Genomic DNA, 18,169 nt, shown 5'->3' with positions numbered 1-18,169 from the left:
ATCCAATAAAAACCGGAATGGATACCATGTCTAAATATTTACAGATAGCAGCAGCTTGGCTGTATCTGTCATTATCATTTACTGTTGGTGCAAATATGCTGAGCCCTGCTGATAGAGATACTATTCAGCAGCAGCAGCGCGATATTTTGGAACAAAACCAGCGCCAGCGTCAGGAATTACAACGTAGTTTAAGCCCCGAGCTTGTTGCGCCAAAGCCGCTCACTGCAACGACTGGGGCCTGTTTTGTGATTAATACTATTCGACTGCAAGGCGCTGATCATTTACCGGCTAGAGATAAACAAAAATTACTTCAGCCTTATCTGAATAAATGTCTGGGCTTAAATCAGATTCAGACGTTAATACAAGAAATATCTGATTGGTATCTTTCGCGTGGTTATATTACCAGTCGGGTATTTCTTATTGAACAGGATTTATCACAAGGCACCCTGAAAATGGCTGTGCTGGAAGGTAAACTGCAAAAAATAGAGTTAGACGGCAAAACTTCGCGTCAATTAAAAATGGCATTCCCAGGACTTGAGGGGAAAATTCTTAATCTGCGCGATATTGAACAGGGCATGGAGCAAATTAACCGTTTACGCCAAACTCCGGTGCAAATTGAAATATTGCCAGGCACCGAAGCGGGTTATTCCATCGTCAATCTCACCGCGGCACCTGAATTCCCTCTGAATATTGGTGTCGGTTTTGATAATAGTGGGCAAAAGAGTACCGGGACTGGCCAGATTAATGGCTCACTGACGGCTAATAATCTGCTTGGCTTAGCTGATCAGTGGTTTGTTTCCGGTTCGCGTAGCAGTGATTTTGCCAGCAGCCATAATGCCCGCAGTGTGCAGACTGGAGTTAGCGTCCCCTATGGTTACTGGCTGGCAGATTACAATTATTCATACAGTGATTACCTCTCTACCGTGACTAACCGTGGCTTTGATTGGCTCTCCAGTGGCGATAGCCAGACGCACCGTTTCGCCATTTCGCGTGTGGTGTACCGGGACAGTGATATGAAGACTGGCCTGTCGCTTGGCCTCACTCATCGCCTTAATCGCAATTATCTCAATGACAGTTTTTTGCAAAGCAGCAGCCGTAAATTATCTAGCGTCGTATTGGGGGTTAATCATAGCCAGAAACTCTGGGGTGGCTATAGCACCTTGAACCCCGCTTACAGTCGCGGTGTCCCCTGGCTGGGGGCCGAGGATGATAATGGCAAAAATAGCAGCGCACCCAAAGCCGAATTCAATAAGTGGACATTGTCTGGCAGTTATTACCTGCCTCTGGCGCAGGACTGGAGCTGGCTCACTAGTTTCTATGGGCAATGGACGCCGGATAATTTATACGGCAGCGAAAGACTGACTATTGGCGGTGAAACCTCAGTGCGCGGCTTTAAAGAGCAGTATCTGTCTGGCGATAAAGGCGGTTATTGGCGTAACGAAGTGAACTGGTCACTGGCCACTCTGCCGTTACTGGGCAATATCACTGCACTGGCAGCCATTGACGGGGGCTATCTGCGCCATGACACCGCTGACAGTTATGCTTCGGGCAAGTTATGGGGCAGCGCTATCGGGTTAGGTAATCGTCATCGCTATTTCAGTAGCCAGTTTACTATCGGCTGGCCATTAGCCTATCCCGACTGGCTGGAGCCAGATCGTGTTTCTGTTTACTACCGCATCAATTTCGTTATTTAACTGTTTGTATATATAGGGTTATCAGGGATGAATAATAATAACGAGTCAACCATCAAAACTCATCATCAATTGCTGAGCTATACCCTGTGCGCCCTGTTGGTGTTGCAACCGGTTATGCCCGCACTGGCGGCGGAGGTGAGTGTTGCCGGGGGCAATACACAGCTAGATAAAGCCGGTAATGGTGTGCCGGTGGTGAACATCGCGACACCTAATCAGTCCGGAATTTCCCACAACCAATATAACGACTTCAATGTGGGTAAAGAGGGACTGATCCTCAATAATGCTACTGGTCAGTTGACGCAATCTCAACTGGGTGGATTGATTCAAAACAACCCTAATTTGCAAACAGGTCACGAAGCCAAAGCCATTATCAATGAAGTGGTGGGTGCTAACCGTTCACAGTTGCAAGGCTATCTGGAAGTAGCCGGTAAGCAAGCCAGTGTCATGGTGGCAAACCCTTACGGTATCACCTGCGATGGTTGCGGATTTATTAATACCCCGAATGTGACATTGACCACCGGCAAGCCAATGATGGATACCAACGGTAAATTGCAGGTGTTAGAAGTCACCCAAGGGGCCATCTCCATTCAGGGCAAAGGCCTCGATGCCAGCAAAAGCGGTGCACTGTCAATTATCAGCCGTGCCACTGAGATTAACGCCCAACTTTATGCACAAGACCTCACTCTGATTGCCGGTAGCAACCGGGTGGATGCGGCCGGTAATGTCAGCGCGTTGCAAGGTAAAGGTGATGTGCCCAAAGTGGCGGTCGATACCGGCGCATTGGGCGGGATGTATGCGAATCGCATCCGTCTGGTGTCCAGTGAGAAAGGGGTGGGTGTTAACCTCGGTAACCTCAATGCCCGTCAGGGGGATATCCAACTGGATAGCAGCGGCAAGCTGACCCTCAATAATTCGCTGGCACAGGGCAGCCTGAATGTCAGCGCGACCGAAATGACTCTGGGTGGCAGCCATAAATCCGGGCAGGATATGGTGTTGAGTAGCCAAGGCAAGCTGTCGGTGAACAACGCTTCGCTCAATTCGGACCAGCGACTCGCACTCAAAGGCGGCGATTTGGCACTGGAGCAATCCACGCTCAGTGCGGCCAAAGCAGTCACTCTGGATTCTGCGGGCAAGTTGCGTGCAGCCAACAGCACGGTACAAGCAGGTAGCGACGTTCAAGGCAAATTGGTCGGCGGACAAACGCTGACACTGAAAGGCACCGAGCAACAGTGGTTGAATAGCCAGCTCGGGGCTGGAACCGTGCTTGCGACAGCGCAGAACAACCTAATTCTGGATGACGGTTCCACGCTAATGGGTCTGGATGGTGTGACCTTACAAGGTGGCACCCTGAATTTGGCAGGTAAAACCAGCTCTGGCGGTGATGCCACTCTGCAAGGTACTGACCTGCAAAGTACTCGCAATAGCCTGTTCAATGCACAGGGCGATATTCATCTCACTTTCAGTGGTAATGCGAATTGGCAGGGGCAGCTTACCGCCGGGCAGGACCTTACACTACAGACCGCCATACTGGATAACGGTGGGCAACTTGCAGCCAATCGCCACAGCCAAATAACGGCGCAAAGCCTCAGTAATAGCGGGCGGATGCAAGCTCAGGGCTCTCAAAATCTGAACGTCGGACAACTCGACAATAATGGCCAACTGCAATCGGCAGGCACATTGACATTGAATGCCGATACGGTGAATAACCGCGGTCTGATTGGCTCAGAGCAGCAGTTAGCCCTGACGGTGCGCGATACCTTGAATGTCGATGGGTCGCTGTACGCCGAAGGACCACTGAACGTGCGAGCAGGTGAGTTCCTGCTGGCGGGACGGGCGACTGGGAAACAGGGTCTCGCTATCAACAGCAACCTGACTACCGCTGAAGGCTCGGTGCTACTCAGTTCCGGCAATATTCACCTGCAAGGGGGTGAGCTAATGCTGAGCGGATTGCTGTCCGGCGATCACATCCTGACTGTGGCGGGGGAACAGCTCACCACCGGTAACCGTGCGCAAATTCAGGCCAAAGATAGCATTACATTGAATACTGAGAAGAATGCCCAGCTTGCCGGTATTTTTACTACGTTAGGTGACCTGAATCTTGTCTCTGGCACCACTGAAAACCGGGCGGATATAGTCGCACGTAATATTGATTGGCGTAGTGACAGCCTTACCCAGCAAGGGCGTATGCAGGCTGACCACGATTTGATGCTGACGGTTAATCAGCTCAATCAGCACGGAACCTTGCAAGCAGGACAACAATTGACGCTGCGTGGTGAGCAATTGGTCAACAGTGGACGGGTTGGCGCTCCGCAGCTCGAATTGGCCTTTACCCGTAGTCTGGGCAACAGCGGCTCACTGATGGCAAGTCAGGGATTAACGCTGGAAGTTCCCTCATTGAGCAACAGCGGCACCTTGGCAGCAAACGCATTGGCATTGAAAACCCACAATCTGGATAACAGGGGGCTAGTGCAGGCCGACGTCAATGCCATTATTGATGCACAAACATTAACCAATAGAGATACCGGAAGTTTGCTGGCAGGGGAAGCCCTGACGTTGCAAAGTGGGCAACTGAACAATGCCGGTAAACTGCAAGCCAACCGCCTGAATATTGAAACACAAACCTGGGATAACACCGGCAGTGCATTAGGTATTGACCAACTCACGGCCAAAGCCACACAAAGCCTCACTAACCACGGGCAACTACTGAGTCAGGGCCCTCTCACGCTAAATACGAAGTCATTGACCAATAATGGGAAAATACTCAGTGAGAACCTGCTCAACCTCAATGCACAGCAATTTATCAATCAGGGTGAAGCGCAAGGCACCACTACACAGTTAAATGCTGAGCAGTTAACCAACAGTGGTCATCTGATTGGTGTCGAGCGTCTGGTGTTGCAATTGCAACAGGACTTGAACAATGCCACCGGCGGTAAGTTACTGAGCGGCGGTGATCTGAAGGTGAATGCAGCGGCTGTTAGCAATGCCGGGACGTGGCAAGGCGAGCAGATTATTCTGGCGGCACGCCAGCTGGATAACACCGGGACTTTACAGGCGAATAACCGCATCCAACTCGATCTCACCGGTCATGTTAACAGCGGTGTAGGTAGTCAAATAGTCACCCTCGGTGAAGCAACGATTAACGCGCTGGCGTTGGCTAACCACGGCAACTGGCAGGCGGCTTCGCTGCTCCTGAAAGGCGATTCGCTGCTCAACAGTGGTGTCATCGCCGGGGTTAATCAGCTTAAGTCTGAAATAAGTCGCGACATCACCCAACAAAAAAGCGGTGAGATGCTAAGCAATGGCTTACTAACCCTGAATGCCACCCAAGTCGATAATCAGGGGCGTATACAGGCCCATTCTCTGGCGCTACACGCGGCAGACATGACCAATACAGGGGTGATGCAAGGCCAGGATGTATTCAGTGCCCAACTGAGTGGCGTGTTCCATAACCTTGCCAGCGGCGATCTCCGCAGCCAAAACGGGTTGAAGCTGAATGCTGCAGGGTTAGATAACGCGGGTAACATTCAGAGCACGGGAGCCAGCACATTCGTGTTGACGACGCCGATGCTTAACACAGGCAAAATTGTTGTCGGGGGAGATGTAGATATTGGCGCTCTCGCCCTCAACAACAGCGGTTGGCTGCAAGCAAACAACATCACCTTTAGCGGCACGCAACTGGATAATTCCGGCACGCTGATAGCGGCGGGCGATAACCGGCTGACACTCGATATTTTCAACAATCGAGGAACAGTACAGGGCGACAACCTGCAACTGAAGACTGGCAGCCTGAATAATGCAGGCACCCTGCTGGCCACTCGCCAGATGGGAGTACAGGCGCAACAGATTGATAATAAACAGGATGCCAAGTTCTTCAGCGCAGGCGACCTGACTGTCGTCAGTGGCGGGTTTAGCCTGTTTGGGCAATTGGTGGCCTTGGGCAATCTTTCCCTGACCCTCAATGATGCCCTCACACAGCATGGCACACTGGCCGCAGGCAAAATGCTCAACCTGTCCAGTCGCGGGGATATCACTCTCACGGGCACTACACAGGGTCAAAGCCTGTCTGTCCATAGTCTGGGCCTGTTTACTCACAGCGGAACATTGCGCGGTGGTAACGGCGATGTCCGTATTGAGGCCATGGGTATCACACAAAATGATACGGCCAGTCTACAAGCTGGAGGCCGCATACAGCTGCTGAGTAGTAGCACTATCAGCAACAACGGCTTTATTGGTACCGCAGGCGACCTGCTATTAAACGCCGCCAGTCAATTGTTTAACAGCGGCATGTTGTACAGCGGTGGCAATATGCAACTGCTGGCCGACCAGATAACCAACCACTACGGCGATATTTTAGCGGACAACAGTCTGTGGATGCAGAAAGATACCACCGGCAGTGCCAACAGCGAGGTTATTAACACCTCCGGCACCATTGAGACGGGGCACGGTGATATCACCATCAACACCAACCATTTGCTGAATCAGCGTGATGGATTGAGTGTGACCCGCACTGACAAGGATCTGACTAATGAATACCCTTGGTTAAATGGTGCAATAGTAAAAGTGCCACTGAGTTTCTTCGAAGAAGGCGAGGTGGGTTACTACACGATAAAAATCACCCGGCAAGAAGCCGGGGATGATGCCAATCAAGTGAGTCATATATATACCTATGCCGCCCCCTTTGAAAAAACACGAGAACTGGCATTATCTGTTTCGACCCTTTCAGTCACCAGCAAGGGAGCTGCTGGACGCATCGCTTCCGGTAAAGATCTGGTCGTAACCGCTCAAACACTCGATAACCTCGCCAGCGATATCCTCTCTAATGGTGATATCTCTCTTACGGGTAATACGCTGAATAATCAGTCCTGGTTGGCGGGGACAGAAACACGTTATCAAACCTACCGCACAGGGGAACTCCCTGAATCCAGATACTGGTATGAAGTGTCCAAATTACAGCCCCTTAATATCTATGCATTGGGGCAAATCGAGGACCAATCTGTTACCTACGCCGCTGATGGGGATATTCGTACTGAACGCAGTGAAGACAGTCAGCTCTATCGCTCCGTCATTCAAGCAGGTGGCGCAGTTAATGCTCATTTCACTGGCGATATCAGTAACACCACAGCCACGCCAAATGCGGGCGGTGTTAGCCATACGCTGGCAGCCCCTAAGTTGGATTTAATATCACAACTGGAAAATATCGACACGGCTCAGACACAAGACCTGACGGATGATCAAGATATCACCGTAGGGACACCAGTCTGGAAAGATAACTTGCAGAACGCGCTAGGTTCCTTGGGCAACAATGCCACGGAGTTGGCGGATTATCCGTTGCCGAATAGCAACAATGGCCACTTTGTGCTGGCCCCTGACCCAAGCAGCCCGTATCTAATCACCACCAATCCCAAACTGAATGAATTGGGGCAACTCGATAACAGTTTGTTTGATGGTTTGTACGCCATGCTGGGCCAGCAGCCGGGAGCCGCACCACAGGAAAATAACAGCCAGTTTACTGACCAAAAACAGTTCCTCGGCTCAGCCTATTTCCTCGATCGCTTAAACCTGAAACCCGATTATGACTATCGCTTCCTCGGCGATGCGGCTTTCGACACCCGCTATATCAGTAATGCGGTCCTGAGCCAAACTGGTCAGCGTTACCTCAATGGCCTTGGGTCTGATTTAGCCCAGATGCAATACCTTATCGACAACGCGGCACAAGCCCAAAGCGGGCTGGGGCTAACACTGGGTGTCAGCCTGACAGCGGAACAGGTTGCTGCCCTGAACAAAAGTATTGTCTGGTGGGAAGAGATTAATGTTAACGGCCAGACAGTTTTAGCTCCCAAATTGTATCTGGCGAAAGCGGATAGCGCCTCACTAAACGGCAGCGTCATCAGTGGTAATCAGGTTAATCTCGCGGCAGGCAAGGTCATTAACGCGGGAAGTACCCTCAAGGCCGACCAATTGTTGGCGGTGAATAGCCAAACCACCCTCAGCAACCTGCAAGGCGGGAAAATCACGTCCGGCGGTGACCTGCAACTGAGTGCTATCGGTGATATCAGTAACATTGGCTCCAGCATCGCCGGTCAGCGAGTGGCACTGGAGAGCCTTGATGGCAATATTATCAATCAAACACTCAGCCAACAGTGGACAGCAACGACGGCCGGTAATGGCCGCTGGAATAGCGAGTCCTTGTCATTAACCCGCACAGAAATTGGCGATACCGCCACTATCAGCGCTGGGGACTCTCTCAGCCTGAAGGCAGGAAAAGACATTTTAGTCACCGGTGCCAAGGTGTCTGCTGGTGGTAACCTGGATATGCAAGCGGGCGGTGATATTGATATCAAAGCCAATACCACGCTCAGCAATAATGAACAGAGTAATCGTCGAAACGGTTATCAACAAAGTGAGCAGCGCGACAGCCTGGGCAGTGAAATCAGTGCTGGCGGCGATCTGACACTCAATGCAGTCAACGATGTGTCACTGACAGCCAGTGAACTGGCCGCGAAGGGGAATGTCGGGCTGTCCGCAGGGCGTGATATTTCGCTGGAAACAGCGGAGAAGAAGAGTCAACAAAAAACCAATAACAGTGAAAACCGCACCACTGATGCCACCCGCTCAGTGATAACCAGTGGCAATAATCTGACATTGGATGCCGGGCGTGATATCAACTCCCAGGCAGCAGCGCTGGTGTCAGATAACGACACCACCCTCAAGGCTGGCCGTGACGTCAATCTTAATGCCCAGCAAAGCAGCACCTACAGCGAAAGCCACGGTGATCGCAAACAGCAAATTAATGAGTCCATCCGTCAGCAAGGGACTGAAATCGTCAGCGGTGGGGATACCACCATTCTGGCCGGTAATGACATTAATTTACAGGCCACACAGGCGCAGGCCAGTGGTGATATTGCTCTGAAAGCCGGTCATGACATTAATGTGACCACGGCGACAGAAAGTGATTATTCCTTCTTTGAAGAAACCACCGTTAAGAAGAAAAGGCTGTCGAAGACCACCACCCACGTGGTCTCTGAAGATTACGCCACACAGGAACAAGGCTCGCTGCTCAGTGGTAAAAATGTCTCATTATCTGCCGGTAATGACTTACTGGTGAAAGGTTCTGCGGTTGTCGGTGACAATAATGTCGCACTGACTGCGGGCAACAATGTGGATATTGTGGCGGCCACCGAAGAACAATCCAGTTACCGCTTGTCTGAACAGAAAAAAAGCGGCATGTTCAGTGGCGGCGGTATCGGGGTCACTATTGGCAGCACCTCATCACGCCAACAAAGCCGTGATTCCGGGACGACACAAAGCCAAAGCGCCAGCACCATTGGTAGCACGGGCGGCGATGTCACCATCAACGCTGGCGGCACTGCCCATATTGGTGGCGCGGATATTCTGGCCAATCAAAACCTGAATGTCACCGGGGATAGTGTCGTCATTGAACCGGGTCAGGACAAACGCAGCAGCGATCAACTTTATGAACAAAAAAGCAGTGGCTTGACACTCGCCCTTTCCGGCGCGGTCGGCTCAGCGCTGAACACCGCGGTGACGACGGTACAAGATGCCAAAGATGAGACTAATGGCCGTCTGGCAGCATTAAAAGGTACCAAAGCGGCTCTGATCGGTGTGTCAGCTAAACAGGCCATAGATCTGGCACATGCGCAGGGCAATAGCGATACCGGCAGCCTGTTTGGTGTCAGCGTGTCGTTAGGCTCACAAAAATCAACCTCGCAACAACATCAGGAACAGCAGGCGGTCAACGGCTCAACCCTGACTGCGGGTAATGACCTCAATATCACCGCCACCGGCAAAGGTCAGAGTACCAACAGCGGCGATATCATTATTGGCGGGAGCCAGCTCAAAGCCGGTCACGACACTACATTGGATGCCAATCGCGACCTGTTGTTACTCGGTGCTGCCAATACCCAAAAAACCGAAGGCAGCAACAGCAGCAGTGGTGGCAGTATTGGGGCCAGTATCAGTTTGGGTAAAGAAAGCGGGCTGAGTATCTTTGCCAATGCCAATAAGTCCAAAGGTAATGACAGTGGTAATGGCACCTCCTGGTCTGAAACTACCCTCGACAGTGGCAACACCTTGTCTCTCACCAGTGGCCGCGATACCACCTTGCTGGGCGCACAACTCAGTGGTGACAAAGTCGAAGCGGATGTCGGCCGCAATCTGACCCTACAAAGCCAGCAAGACAGTGACCGTTACGATTCCAAACAGCAGAGTATCAGCGGCGGTGTCAGTGCTGTGATTATGGGTACCGGCGGCGGTTCAGCCAATCTGAGTGCCACTCAGGACAAAATGCACAGCAACTTTGATTCGGTGCAAGAGCAGACCGGCATCTTTGCGGGCAAAGGCGGCTTTGATATTACCGTAGGGGATCACACCCAGCTTAACGGTGCGGTTATTGGCTCCACGGCAACGGCGGATAAGAACAAACTGGATACCGGCACACTGGGCTTTAGCAATATTGAAAATAAAGCCGAGTTCAAAACCGAGCATCAGGGGGGCAGTATCAGCACCGGCGGTAGCGTGGCGGATAACTTCCTCGGCAACATGGGCAATCTGGTGCTGGTTGGGGCCAATAATGGTGGTAACGCGCAAGGCACCACCCATGCGGCGGTGTCTGACGGCAACATCACCATTCGCGATCAAGACAAGCAGCAGCAAAATGTCGATGACCTGAGTCGTGACGTCGAACATGCTAATAACGCCCTCACCCCGATATTTGACAAAGAAAAAGAGCAAAACCGCCTGAAAGAAGCGCAATTGATTGGTGAGATTGGCGGACAGGTGTTTGATGTTATTAGCACGCAGGGGCAGATACAGGCCACCACCGCGGCGAAAGATGCACTGGCAAAAAGCGGTAATCTCAAGCCGACACCGAAAGAGATAGAAGCATCGCAAGTCTACAAAGATGCCATGAAAGATTATGGCATTGGTGGCACCTACCAAAAGATCGCGCAAGCAGCCACCGCCGCCCTGCAAGGGTTGGCGGGTGGTGATATGACCAAAGCACTGGCGGGGGCATCAGCGCCCTATCTGGCACAGATGATTAAAGATGTCGCCGGTGAAGATAATGAAGCGGCACGCATTGGCGCACATGCGGTGCTGGGCGCAGTGCTCTCTCATCTGCAAGGCAACAGCGCCGCTGCGGGCGGTGCCGGGGCTTTAAGTGGCGAACTGGCCGCCATCTACATCAAAAACAGCTTGTACCCAAATATCGAGACCAAAGACCTGACCGAAGCACAAAAGCAGGTTATTGTTAACCTCAGCTCCCTGGCAGCAGGACTCTCCGGTGGCCTAGTCGGCGATAGCACGGGTAGTGCCGTTGCTGGAGCGCAGGCTAGTAAAAATGCTGTAGAGAATAACTTCCTGAAGGTTGTTGCGGAAGGTTGTGCCATCGCTGCCCCATGCCGTAGCAAGGTTGCAGATCAACTGCTGGAGATCGGAGCAAAAGCAGGTATCGCAGGGTTAGCAGGTGCCGCGATCAAAGATATTGCGGATAAGATGACGTCCGATGAACTGGAGCACCTTGTTACCCTGAAAATGATGGGCAACGACGAGATCACCGGAAAGTATCTTAGTTCGCTTCAGGATAAATACGCGCCCGGCGCATCCTCAAATCCGAATATCGGCAAGGATCTGACTGATGAACAGAAGAAAGAGCTGGGTGGTTCGGGGTCTGGAACACCAGGTGGGCATGGGCCAGAGGATGAGGAAGCAGGACGAAATAGTAACTCTTCATCGGACCCTAAAAGTAGGGGGCAGTATGAAGAATATGTGGACTCATTACGTGCATCAATGGAAAAACCAAATGTTAAAGATGGAAATCTTAAAAACATAATTGATGACTTATATCGACCAAATGCCAAAGTTGGTAATGGAAGTACGGCTGATGCTGTTCGTTACGAATTGGCTACTGGCGAAAAAGTCGGTGGCAGGGGGCACGTTGAAAAAGCCCAAACATATTCTAAAGCGCTTCAGGATTGGTTAAATAAGAACCCTCAAGCTTCTTCGAGTGATAGAGCTGCGGCGGAAAACGTTCTGAAAGATATGCAAAATGCTCTTAAGGGTAAGTAATGATGGATAATTATATTGATGGTTACTTGAGTTTTTTTACTCAAGCGTCAGAGCATATAAAGAATGAAGTAAATAGATGTGTTGAGTATTGGTTGCCAGATCCTCCACCGACGATCTTGTTGTTTTCACTAGTGGGTAAAGCCTTGGTGAACCAGTTGGCTTCATTAAATCACTCGGAGAAATCAGCCCTGTTCCAGCACATTGAAACAGGTATGAGGTCTGATAATGATGAGTTAGCAACAGCGGTTGCAACTGGACTTGTTGAATCGTTAGTTACAGCATCTGATGAAAATGAGTCAGTCTGGAAAGAAATCGAAGCTTATCTGCATGTCGAGTCAAAAAAACATGCTCTTGCATGGAAAAACTTTGGCCAATAATCTTATATACAATCCCCCGGTCAACTGGCCGGGGGTCTTACTTCTAAGCCCTGCAAACCCCATCTTCCCGCCGCTGCAACCGGATCACCCCGGGTGCGGCGGTGATCTCCAGTTGTTCCGCGTCAGTGATCCCAAACTCGGTGAGCCAGTCGCCGCCGATAATCACCTCGCCGTTCTCCCGCCCCCAATCTGCCCCCAATCTTGCCGCTGCTGGCTGGCCTCACACAAGGCTTCCCAGGTTGCCTCGTCGGTAACGACAGTGAGCCATAAGGTGCGATGCTGGCGTGTCAGTTGCAACTGCGTGCCGGTGGTAAATCCCAATGCGGCCAACGCGCCGCCTGCAAATGTCAGCTCTGGGATCGGTTCAGGGGTAAAGGTGAGGTTCATACGGTTCCCTCCGTGGCGGGCGCGGTGCGGATAATCAACTGGCCGTGTTCGGGGGTGACAGTAACGTGCTGGCCGGTAGTAAACCCCAGAGCTTCCAGCCACTTACCTCTCAGGATAAGTTTAGGGTTAGGGTGCTTTTTACCGCCATTAGGTGCATAACCCACTAAGTTAAATGAGGACTTTTTAAGGCCTTCCCCAGTTATGGTTGCTGGGGTCTCTATTCAAGATAGATAACTACAAGTCACCTCAACAAAAACAGGCTCCTATCGAGATAAACTTTAACTTTTTAAATCTAGTTGTTCATTGATGGTATCCAATAAGGCTTGCACAGTTAGCGGTTTCTAAGACTGTTAGCTGAGGTTTTATATGTTATATCGCACCTTCTATATTATTTGTTTTTTGGCTATTGGGGGTCTAATCGGCTGTAGCCAACCACACAAAACTTTGCAACGTGATCCACTCCATCCTCTTTCAACTCTGCTCGATAGTAATGTTCAGCCCGTTAAGCCTGACATTTATAATGTGCTACCAGAAGTTGTGCGTTACGACCGTTATCTACTGGTAAGTACTTCGCCTTCAGCGGCACAACGTACTCCTTTAGATCAAGTCGTTGATATTCAAATCCCTACATCTTTGGCTCCGACAGTGGCCGATGCTATGCAATACGCACTGCGTCAGTCAGGATTTGCATTATGCGGCAGCACTTCGGTTAATCGCATTCTCCACAGTCAGTTATTACCGGCGGTGCATTACCAACTTGGACCAATGCGTATTAGAGAGATATTGCAGATCCTGGCAGGTGAAGCCTGGCAATTGGAGATCGATCCGGTACAGCGTATTGTTTGTCATTCACTACGAAATGGATTCAGCTTACCCCCGGAAAAAACTACTACTGACTTATCTAAAAGTACCTTTTTGCAACCACCGGCTATCAAAGAAATCCCCCAATCTACTGACTTCCATGCATCTAACAGCATAGCAACAACGCTAATTCAATCAAAGGGGGTGGAATGAGTGAGAGAACGGGCGATATCAAACGCCGAAGACTCCGCAATATCCTGGCTACGATTTCAATACCTACACTTACCTTGCTTGCCATCTTCTTACTATTAACCATGTTACCAACACTGGCTACAGCTTCTGTATCCACTACCCAGCGCGATTTCTCGCAACAGCAACACCACCAATCGCTCGACACTGCAGTAGAAGAACAAGAAGGGATCGCAGTTAATAAAAATGCAAAAGAGTGGGGGCTCACGACCCAGGAATGGCTGCGCTATCAAAAACTCAAAGATGGACGACGTGGAGTGTTATCACCAGGCTTAGATCCCATCACATTGCTGGGTATTGAAGCGCGTAACAATGAAGAGCGCCTACATTTTGCAGAACTCTCGGTAAAACAGGATTTTCAGCGTGTTGAAGCCGAATTGGCTTTTCAGCGAGCGGTCAACTTTGCATGGGCTCGTATTTTTCCTGATGTGGTGCCTATCCGATCAGATTCTGCCAACAGCCCAGCTAACCCAGAACGGCTGGCATTATTCGTAAAAACGAATTGTGTTCCTTGTGAAACCAAAACTACTTCATTGATAGTCAGCCAACAACCGCTGGACATTTATCTGGTGAATAGTGAAGGGCAAGATGAAACCGTACGTGCTTGGGCTAAGAAGTTGAAGATCCCGGCGGAACGAGTGAAAAACAAAACGATTACCCTAAATCATGACCGAGGGCAGTGGCTCAAGTATGGCCAGGGACATATGCCTGTAGTTCTGCAACAAGGAGAGATGCAGTGAAATTTAGCACGATATTATCGCATTCAGTATTTGTAATGATATTAGGTTTGCCTATGCCGAGTCTGGCAACACAACTTATCGTTGTGGCAGATTTAGGCGGTGAATCTACAGCGGCTTACTTTGCTGGCGTTAGTAGCCAACATCCCCAATCTCAGTCTGTTGCTCCAGAAGATAACATGTCGTCACTACCGATTGCATCTTCGAAAATCACTGCAATGCTACCTGTCAGTACACCAGAATTAACATCGGGTCACGTGGATACTAAAACGCGGCATCTTCCCGGGATGACACCTATTTTTCTTATTGGTGACGATGAGCTATCGCGCAGATGGTTACAGATGCGGCTGAACTTATTGGTACAACTGAATGCTTTGGGGCTGGTCGTTAATGTTTCCAGCGAAAGTGGGCTGAATGAACTGAGTAAACAGGCTAATGGGCTAAAGCTTCTACCCGTTTCAGGCAGTGATCTGGCTAAGCGATTAGGTTTGTCTCATTACCCCGTATTGTTGACCGAAAAGGGCATAGAACAATGATGTCAGTATTGGTTTTGGATATTGGGGAAAGGAACATTCAATGGGTACTTTTGCTCAGTCTATTGGGTTGGATTGTTTTTTTATTGTTCTGAAAGCCTACCACTACCACCGTTATAGTCTGAAAAAGAAACAATATGAGTAACTGCTATGTCATTGAAACGATGTTACGTCCCGCAGTGGAGTTGAATACGGCGGTTGTCGCTGCTTGTGCCAGTTATATCTGCATAGTGGCTCCCTGGGCAGTAGCCTTGGCCCCCAATGTAAGTTACTCGACTGCTGCAGGTTTCGCCCTATACTCACTTAAACGTGCCTATGAAGGGATACTGGTTTTACGTTATCGCCGTAATATTCGACGCCTACCTCGATATGTGATGACCAGCGGCCAAGTACCGGTAAGTTATCAACGGCTATTTCTGGGGAAAGGTTTTTTATGGCAACAAAAACACACTCAACGTCTGCTAGATACCCTGCGTCCGGAAGTTGCGAAGTATGTGAATCCTCCGGTTATCTATCAAGCCGTGCGACAATTCGAGCACCGTTTTGAACATCGATTACCAATACTCTGTAAATTACTATCGAACCCGTCAGTATTTAACCCTGTTCGCCCTCTCCCAGATGTAGGCGGTAAACCTGCACTACATGGCATTGAGCCAGATGAAATTAATGTATCAATGAGCCTGCTGGAACGAGTGGGGCATATGTTGGTATTAGGTACCACCCGAGTCGGTAAAACACGTCTTGCTGAATTATTTATCACTCAGGATATCCGACGAGGCAACGTGACCATTGTCTTTGACCCGAAAGGGGATGCTGGCCTACTCAAGCGGATGTATGCCGAATCACACCGGGCGGGGCGAGCTGACGAGTTTCAGGTTTTCCATCTCGGTTGGCCGGAAATCAGTGCCCGATATAATGCTGTTGGGCGCTTTAACCGTATTTCCGAAGTTGCAACCCGTGTTGCTGGCCAGCTCAGTAGTGCGGGTAACAGTGCAGCGTTTAAAGAATTCGCATGGCGTTTTGTGAATATCATCGCCCGTGCATTAGTGGCGCTGGGGCAACGACCCGATTTCAGTCTTATTCAACGGTATGTGAATAATATAGGTGATTTGTTTGAAGCCTATGCTGAGCATTATTTAGCGCAGTATGCGCCATCACTATGGTTACAAATAAAGGCTTTGCTTCCTATTCTGGATGACCGTGATGTGCCACGGCATATGGAAGGGCGCTCAATGCGTGTTGTCGCTATTGAGCAGGTACTGAACAGCAACGAGGGTAAGCAAATATATGACCCAGTGCTGGATGGATTACGCTCATCTGTACGTTATGACCAAAAGTATTACGACAAAATTGTCGCGAGTTTACTGCCGTTGCTGGAGAAGCTCACATCAGGGAAAACTGCACAGCTGATTTCACCCAACTATGCCGATATGACTGATCCAAGACCTATTTTTGACTGGCAGCAAATCATTCGTAAGAAGGGTATCGTTTATATTGGTCTGGATGCTTTATCAGACCCCGAAGTTGCCGCCGCCGTTGGCAACAGTATGTTTGCTGATCTAGTTAGTGTTGCCGGGCATATTTACAAGTTTGGTATAAATGATGGCCTCCCGAAAAGTAAGGACAGCAAAATACCTATCAGCCTACATTGTGATGAATTTAATGAGCTCATGGGTGATGAGTTCATTCCTCTAATCAACAAAGGAGGCGGTGCCGGTATTGAGGTGACTGCTTACACTCAAACATTGCCCGATATTGAAGTACGACTAGGAAGCGCAGCCAAAGCAGCACAGGTAGTGGGTAACTTTAATAGCTTAGTTATGTTACGTGTCCGCCATACCGAAACAGCCGAATTAATGACGAAACAATTACCCGAGGTTGAGGTATATACAAAAACTCTGATATCAGGTGTGACTGATATTTCTAACCCTGAGATGGGCAGTGATTTCACTTCCAATACTCAGGATCGAGTGAGCTCAATACGCATTCCCATGATTACCCCCGCAAACATCATTAACCTGCCCAAAGGCCAAGCATTTGCCCTATTGGAAGGAGGCAAGTTGTGGAAAATCCGCATGCCATTGCCTTCTACAAGCAACGACCCATTGATGCCGGAAAGCTTGGCAACGATAGTTGAGTATATGAAGAAGAATTATCGAACAGGTGACACCTGGTGGTCGGATACTGCGTCAACTGGTGAGCACTAATGGCCAACCGACATCAATACACCGTGAGTTTCTGATGGTACAAACAGCGCCCTCACCACCGCAAGTTCAATCCTCTGTTTCAACCAGACGCCCCGGTTTTTTGGCCACAGTATTGTGGGACATACCTTGGCGAATTATCGGCATGCTACTTATTTCGCTGTTCTTTAGTTTGATTGTGGAATACATCGGGATAGCCTTTTTTTGGCCTGAACAGGGAGCCGAACACAGCAGAGCCATCATGATTACAGAAAACCAATATTTTTCCGAGGGTTTCACCCGTAGTTTGTTGTTGTCTGCACCGGCGGCCACTGTCAGTGTTTGGCTCGAACAAAGCTATCAGTGCCTATTTGTTCAAAGTGGCTTTATTGCCTGGAGCCAATCAGTACACCAGGTAAGCAGTGGTAATGGTGTACTTGATGGATTGAATGCTGCTGTAGCCTGGTTAATGCAGGTTGCCAGTGAGTATCTAATAGCCACAATGTATGTAACGCTGATTTTTATAATGCGGGTGACGATTCTGGTACTGTCTATTCCGTTATTTTTTTTGGTTGTTCTGATAGGAATTGTTGATGGAATGGTACGCCGTGACTTGCGCCGATACGGGGCAGGGTATGAGTCTAGCTTCCTATATCACCATGCTAAGCGATTGATAAAGCCCGCACTGTTTATCCCCTGTGTTATCTACCTTTCAGCGCCATTCTCTATTTATCCAAATGTCATCATGCTACCTGCCGCCTTGTTTATGGGATTGGCAGTATCGGTAACGATAGGATCGTTTAAGAAATATCTATGAGTGCGAAGTGAGGTTTTATTCCAAAGTAATATAATGAATTAATTGAGATTGAACCGGCTATAAATTTCACTGATTTTTGTCAAAAATTCGGCGTCAGAATGGATATTGACTCGTTGTGTTGTAAATACGACCAACAGTAGACCAAAGAGGGCAAGCATTGTGGTTAACCTAATAGACTTTCACTCGTTCGAGACTGAATTATTTATTATAATATAACTCTATTTTCAAATGGGGTTTAATAGATTTCACCCCAAAACATTAATTATTTTATATATGGTGGGTTGGCACGATATACTTAATATTTA

At 49.5% G+C, this 18,169-nt stretch carries 9 protein-coding genes and 1 pseudogene; 8 read left to right on the top strand and 2 right to left on the bottom strand.

Annotated features, from left to right (window positions below):
• Positions 1-26: 26 nt before the first annotated feature.
• From OP863_RS16295 to OP863_RS16285, 3 genes are read left to right on the top strand one after another with little or no spacing between them, the layout of a single operon-like run.
• A complete protein-coding gene (locus tag OP863_RS16295) occupies positions 27-1,694 on the top strand; it encodes a ShlB/FhaC/HecB family hemolysin secretion/activation protein (RefSeq protein WP_416222816.1) in 1,668 nt (555 codons plus the stop codon).
• 27 nt (positions 1,695-1,721) lie between these two features.
• Complete coding sequence (locus tag OP863_RS16290) at positions 1,722-11,780, top strand: hemagglutinin repeat-containing protein (RefSeq protein WP_265525577.1); 10,059 nt, start codon at positions 1,722-1,724, stop codon at positions 11,778-11,780.
• The gene (locus OP863_RS16285; RefSeq protein ID WP_265525576.1) at positions 11,780-12,157 is read left to right on the top strand and encodes a hypothetical protein; all 378 of its coding nucleotides are present in this window, start codon (positions 11,780-11,782) and stop codon (positions 12,155-12,157) included. Before OP863_RS16290 ends, OP863_RS16285 begins: the two co-directional genes overlap by 1 nt.
• 43 nt (positions 12,158-12,200) lie before the next feature.
• Here the strand turns inward: OP863_RS16285 and OP863_RS16280 are convergent.
• Positions 12,201-12,544, bottom strand: a pseudogene (locus OP863_RS16280) (hypothetical protein).
• Complete coding sequence (locus OP863_RS16275; RefSeq protein ID WP_416222815.1) at positions 12,541-12,708, bottom strand: SymE family type I addiction module toxin; 168 nt, start codon at positions 12,706-12,708, stop codon at positions 12,541-12,543. Before OP863_RS16275 ends, OP863_RS16280 begins: the two are co-directional and overlap by 4 nt.
• Before the next feature lie 202 nt (positions 12,709-12,910).
• On the opposite strand from OP863_RS16275, the gene OP863_RS16270 reads away from it, so the two are divergent.
• The 5 genes from OP863_RS16270 (at position 12,911) to OP863_RS16250 (ending at position 17,864) form a co-directional block, all read left to right on the top strand.
• Entirely contained in the window at positions 12,911-13,558 is a 648-nt protein-coding gene (locus OP863_RS16270; protein WP_265525575.1) for a PilL N-terminal domain-containing protein, read from the top strand.
• A gap of 101 nt (positions 13,559-13,659) precedes the next feature.
• Entirely contained in the window at positions 13,660-14,334 is a 675-nt protein-coding gene (locus OP863_RS16265; RefSeq protein WP_322740190.1) for a TIGR03759 family integrating conjugative element protein, read from the top strand.
• Between the two features lie 35 nt (positions 14,335-14,369).
• Positions 14,370-14,867 carry an integrating conjugative element protein gene (locus OP863_RS16260; protein ID WP_265526282.1) on the top strand — a complete coding sequence of 166 codons (498 nt, stop codon included), beginning with the start codon at positions 14,370-14,372 and terminating at the stop codon, positions 14,865-14,867.
• 134 nt (positions 14,868-15,001) lie between these two features.
• Positions 15,002-17,071 (top strand): type IV conjugative transfer system coupling protein TraD, encoded by a 2,070-nt coding sequence (gene traD, locus OP863_RS16255; RefSeq protein ID WP_265525573.1) that lies wholly within the window; start codon positions 15,002-15,004, stop codon positions 17,069-17,071.
• A gap of 34 nt (positions 17,072-17,105) precedes the next feature.
• Complete coding sequence (locus tag OP863_RS16250; protein ID WP_271301887.1) at positions 17,106-17,864, top strand: TIGR03747 family integrating conjugative element membrane protein; 759 nt, start codon at positions 17,106-17,108, stop codon at positions 17,862-17,864.
• Positions 17,865-18,169 lie beyond the last annotated feature (305 nt).

The sequence above is a fragment of the Yersinia sp. SCPM-O-B-9106 (C-191) genome, from assembly GCF_026183365.1.
Lineage (GTDB): Bacteria > Pseudomonadota > Gammaproteobacteria > Enterobacterales > Enterobacteriaceae > Yersinia > Yersinia rochesterensis.
The sequence above is the reverse complement of the archived record's forward strand: the minus strand, read 5'-3'. Positions and strand labels throughout refer to the sequence as shown.

Coding starts and splice junctions, on each gene's coding strand:
- OP863_RS16295 (WP_416222816.1), top strand. CDS start 27: ATGTCTAAATATTTACAGATAGCAGCAGCTTGGCTGTATCTGTCATTA.
- OP863_RS16290 (WP_265525577.1), top strand. CDS start 1,722: ATGAATAATAATAACGAGTCAACCATCAAAACTCATCATCAATTGCTG.
- OP863_RS16285 (WP_265525576.1), top strand. CDS start 11,780: ATGATGGATAATTATATTGATGGTTACTTGAGTTTTTTTACTCAAGCG.
- OP863_RS16270 (WP_265525575.1), top strand. CDS start 12,911: ATGTTATATCGCACCTTCTATATTATTTGTTTTTTGGCTATTGGGGGT.
- OP863_RS16265 (WP_322740190.1), top strand. CDS start 13,660: ATGTTACCAACACTGGCTACAGCTTCTGTATCCACTACCCAGCGCGAT.
- OP863_RS16260 (WP_265526282.1), top strand. CDS start 14,370: ATGATATTAGGTTTGCCTATGCCGAGTCTGGCAACACAACTTATCGTT.
- traD (WP_265525573.1), top strand. CDS start 15,002: ATGAGTAACTGCTATGTCATTGAAACGATGTTACGTCCCGCAGTGGAG.
- OP863_RS16250 (WP_271301887.1), top strand. CDS start 17,106: ATGGTACAAACAGCGCCCTCACCACCGCAAGTTCAATCCTCTGTTTCA.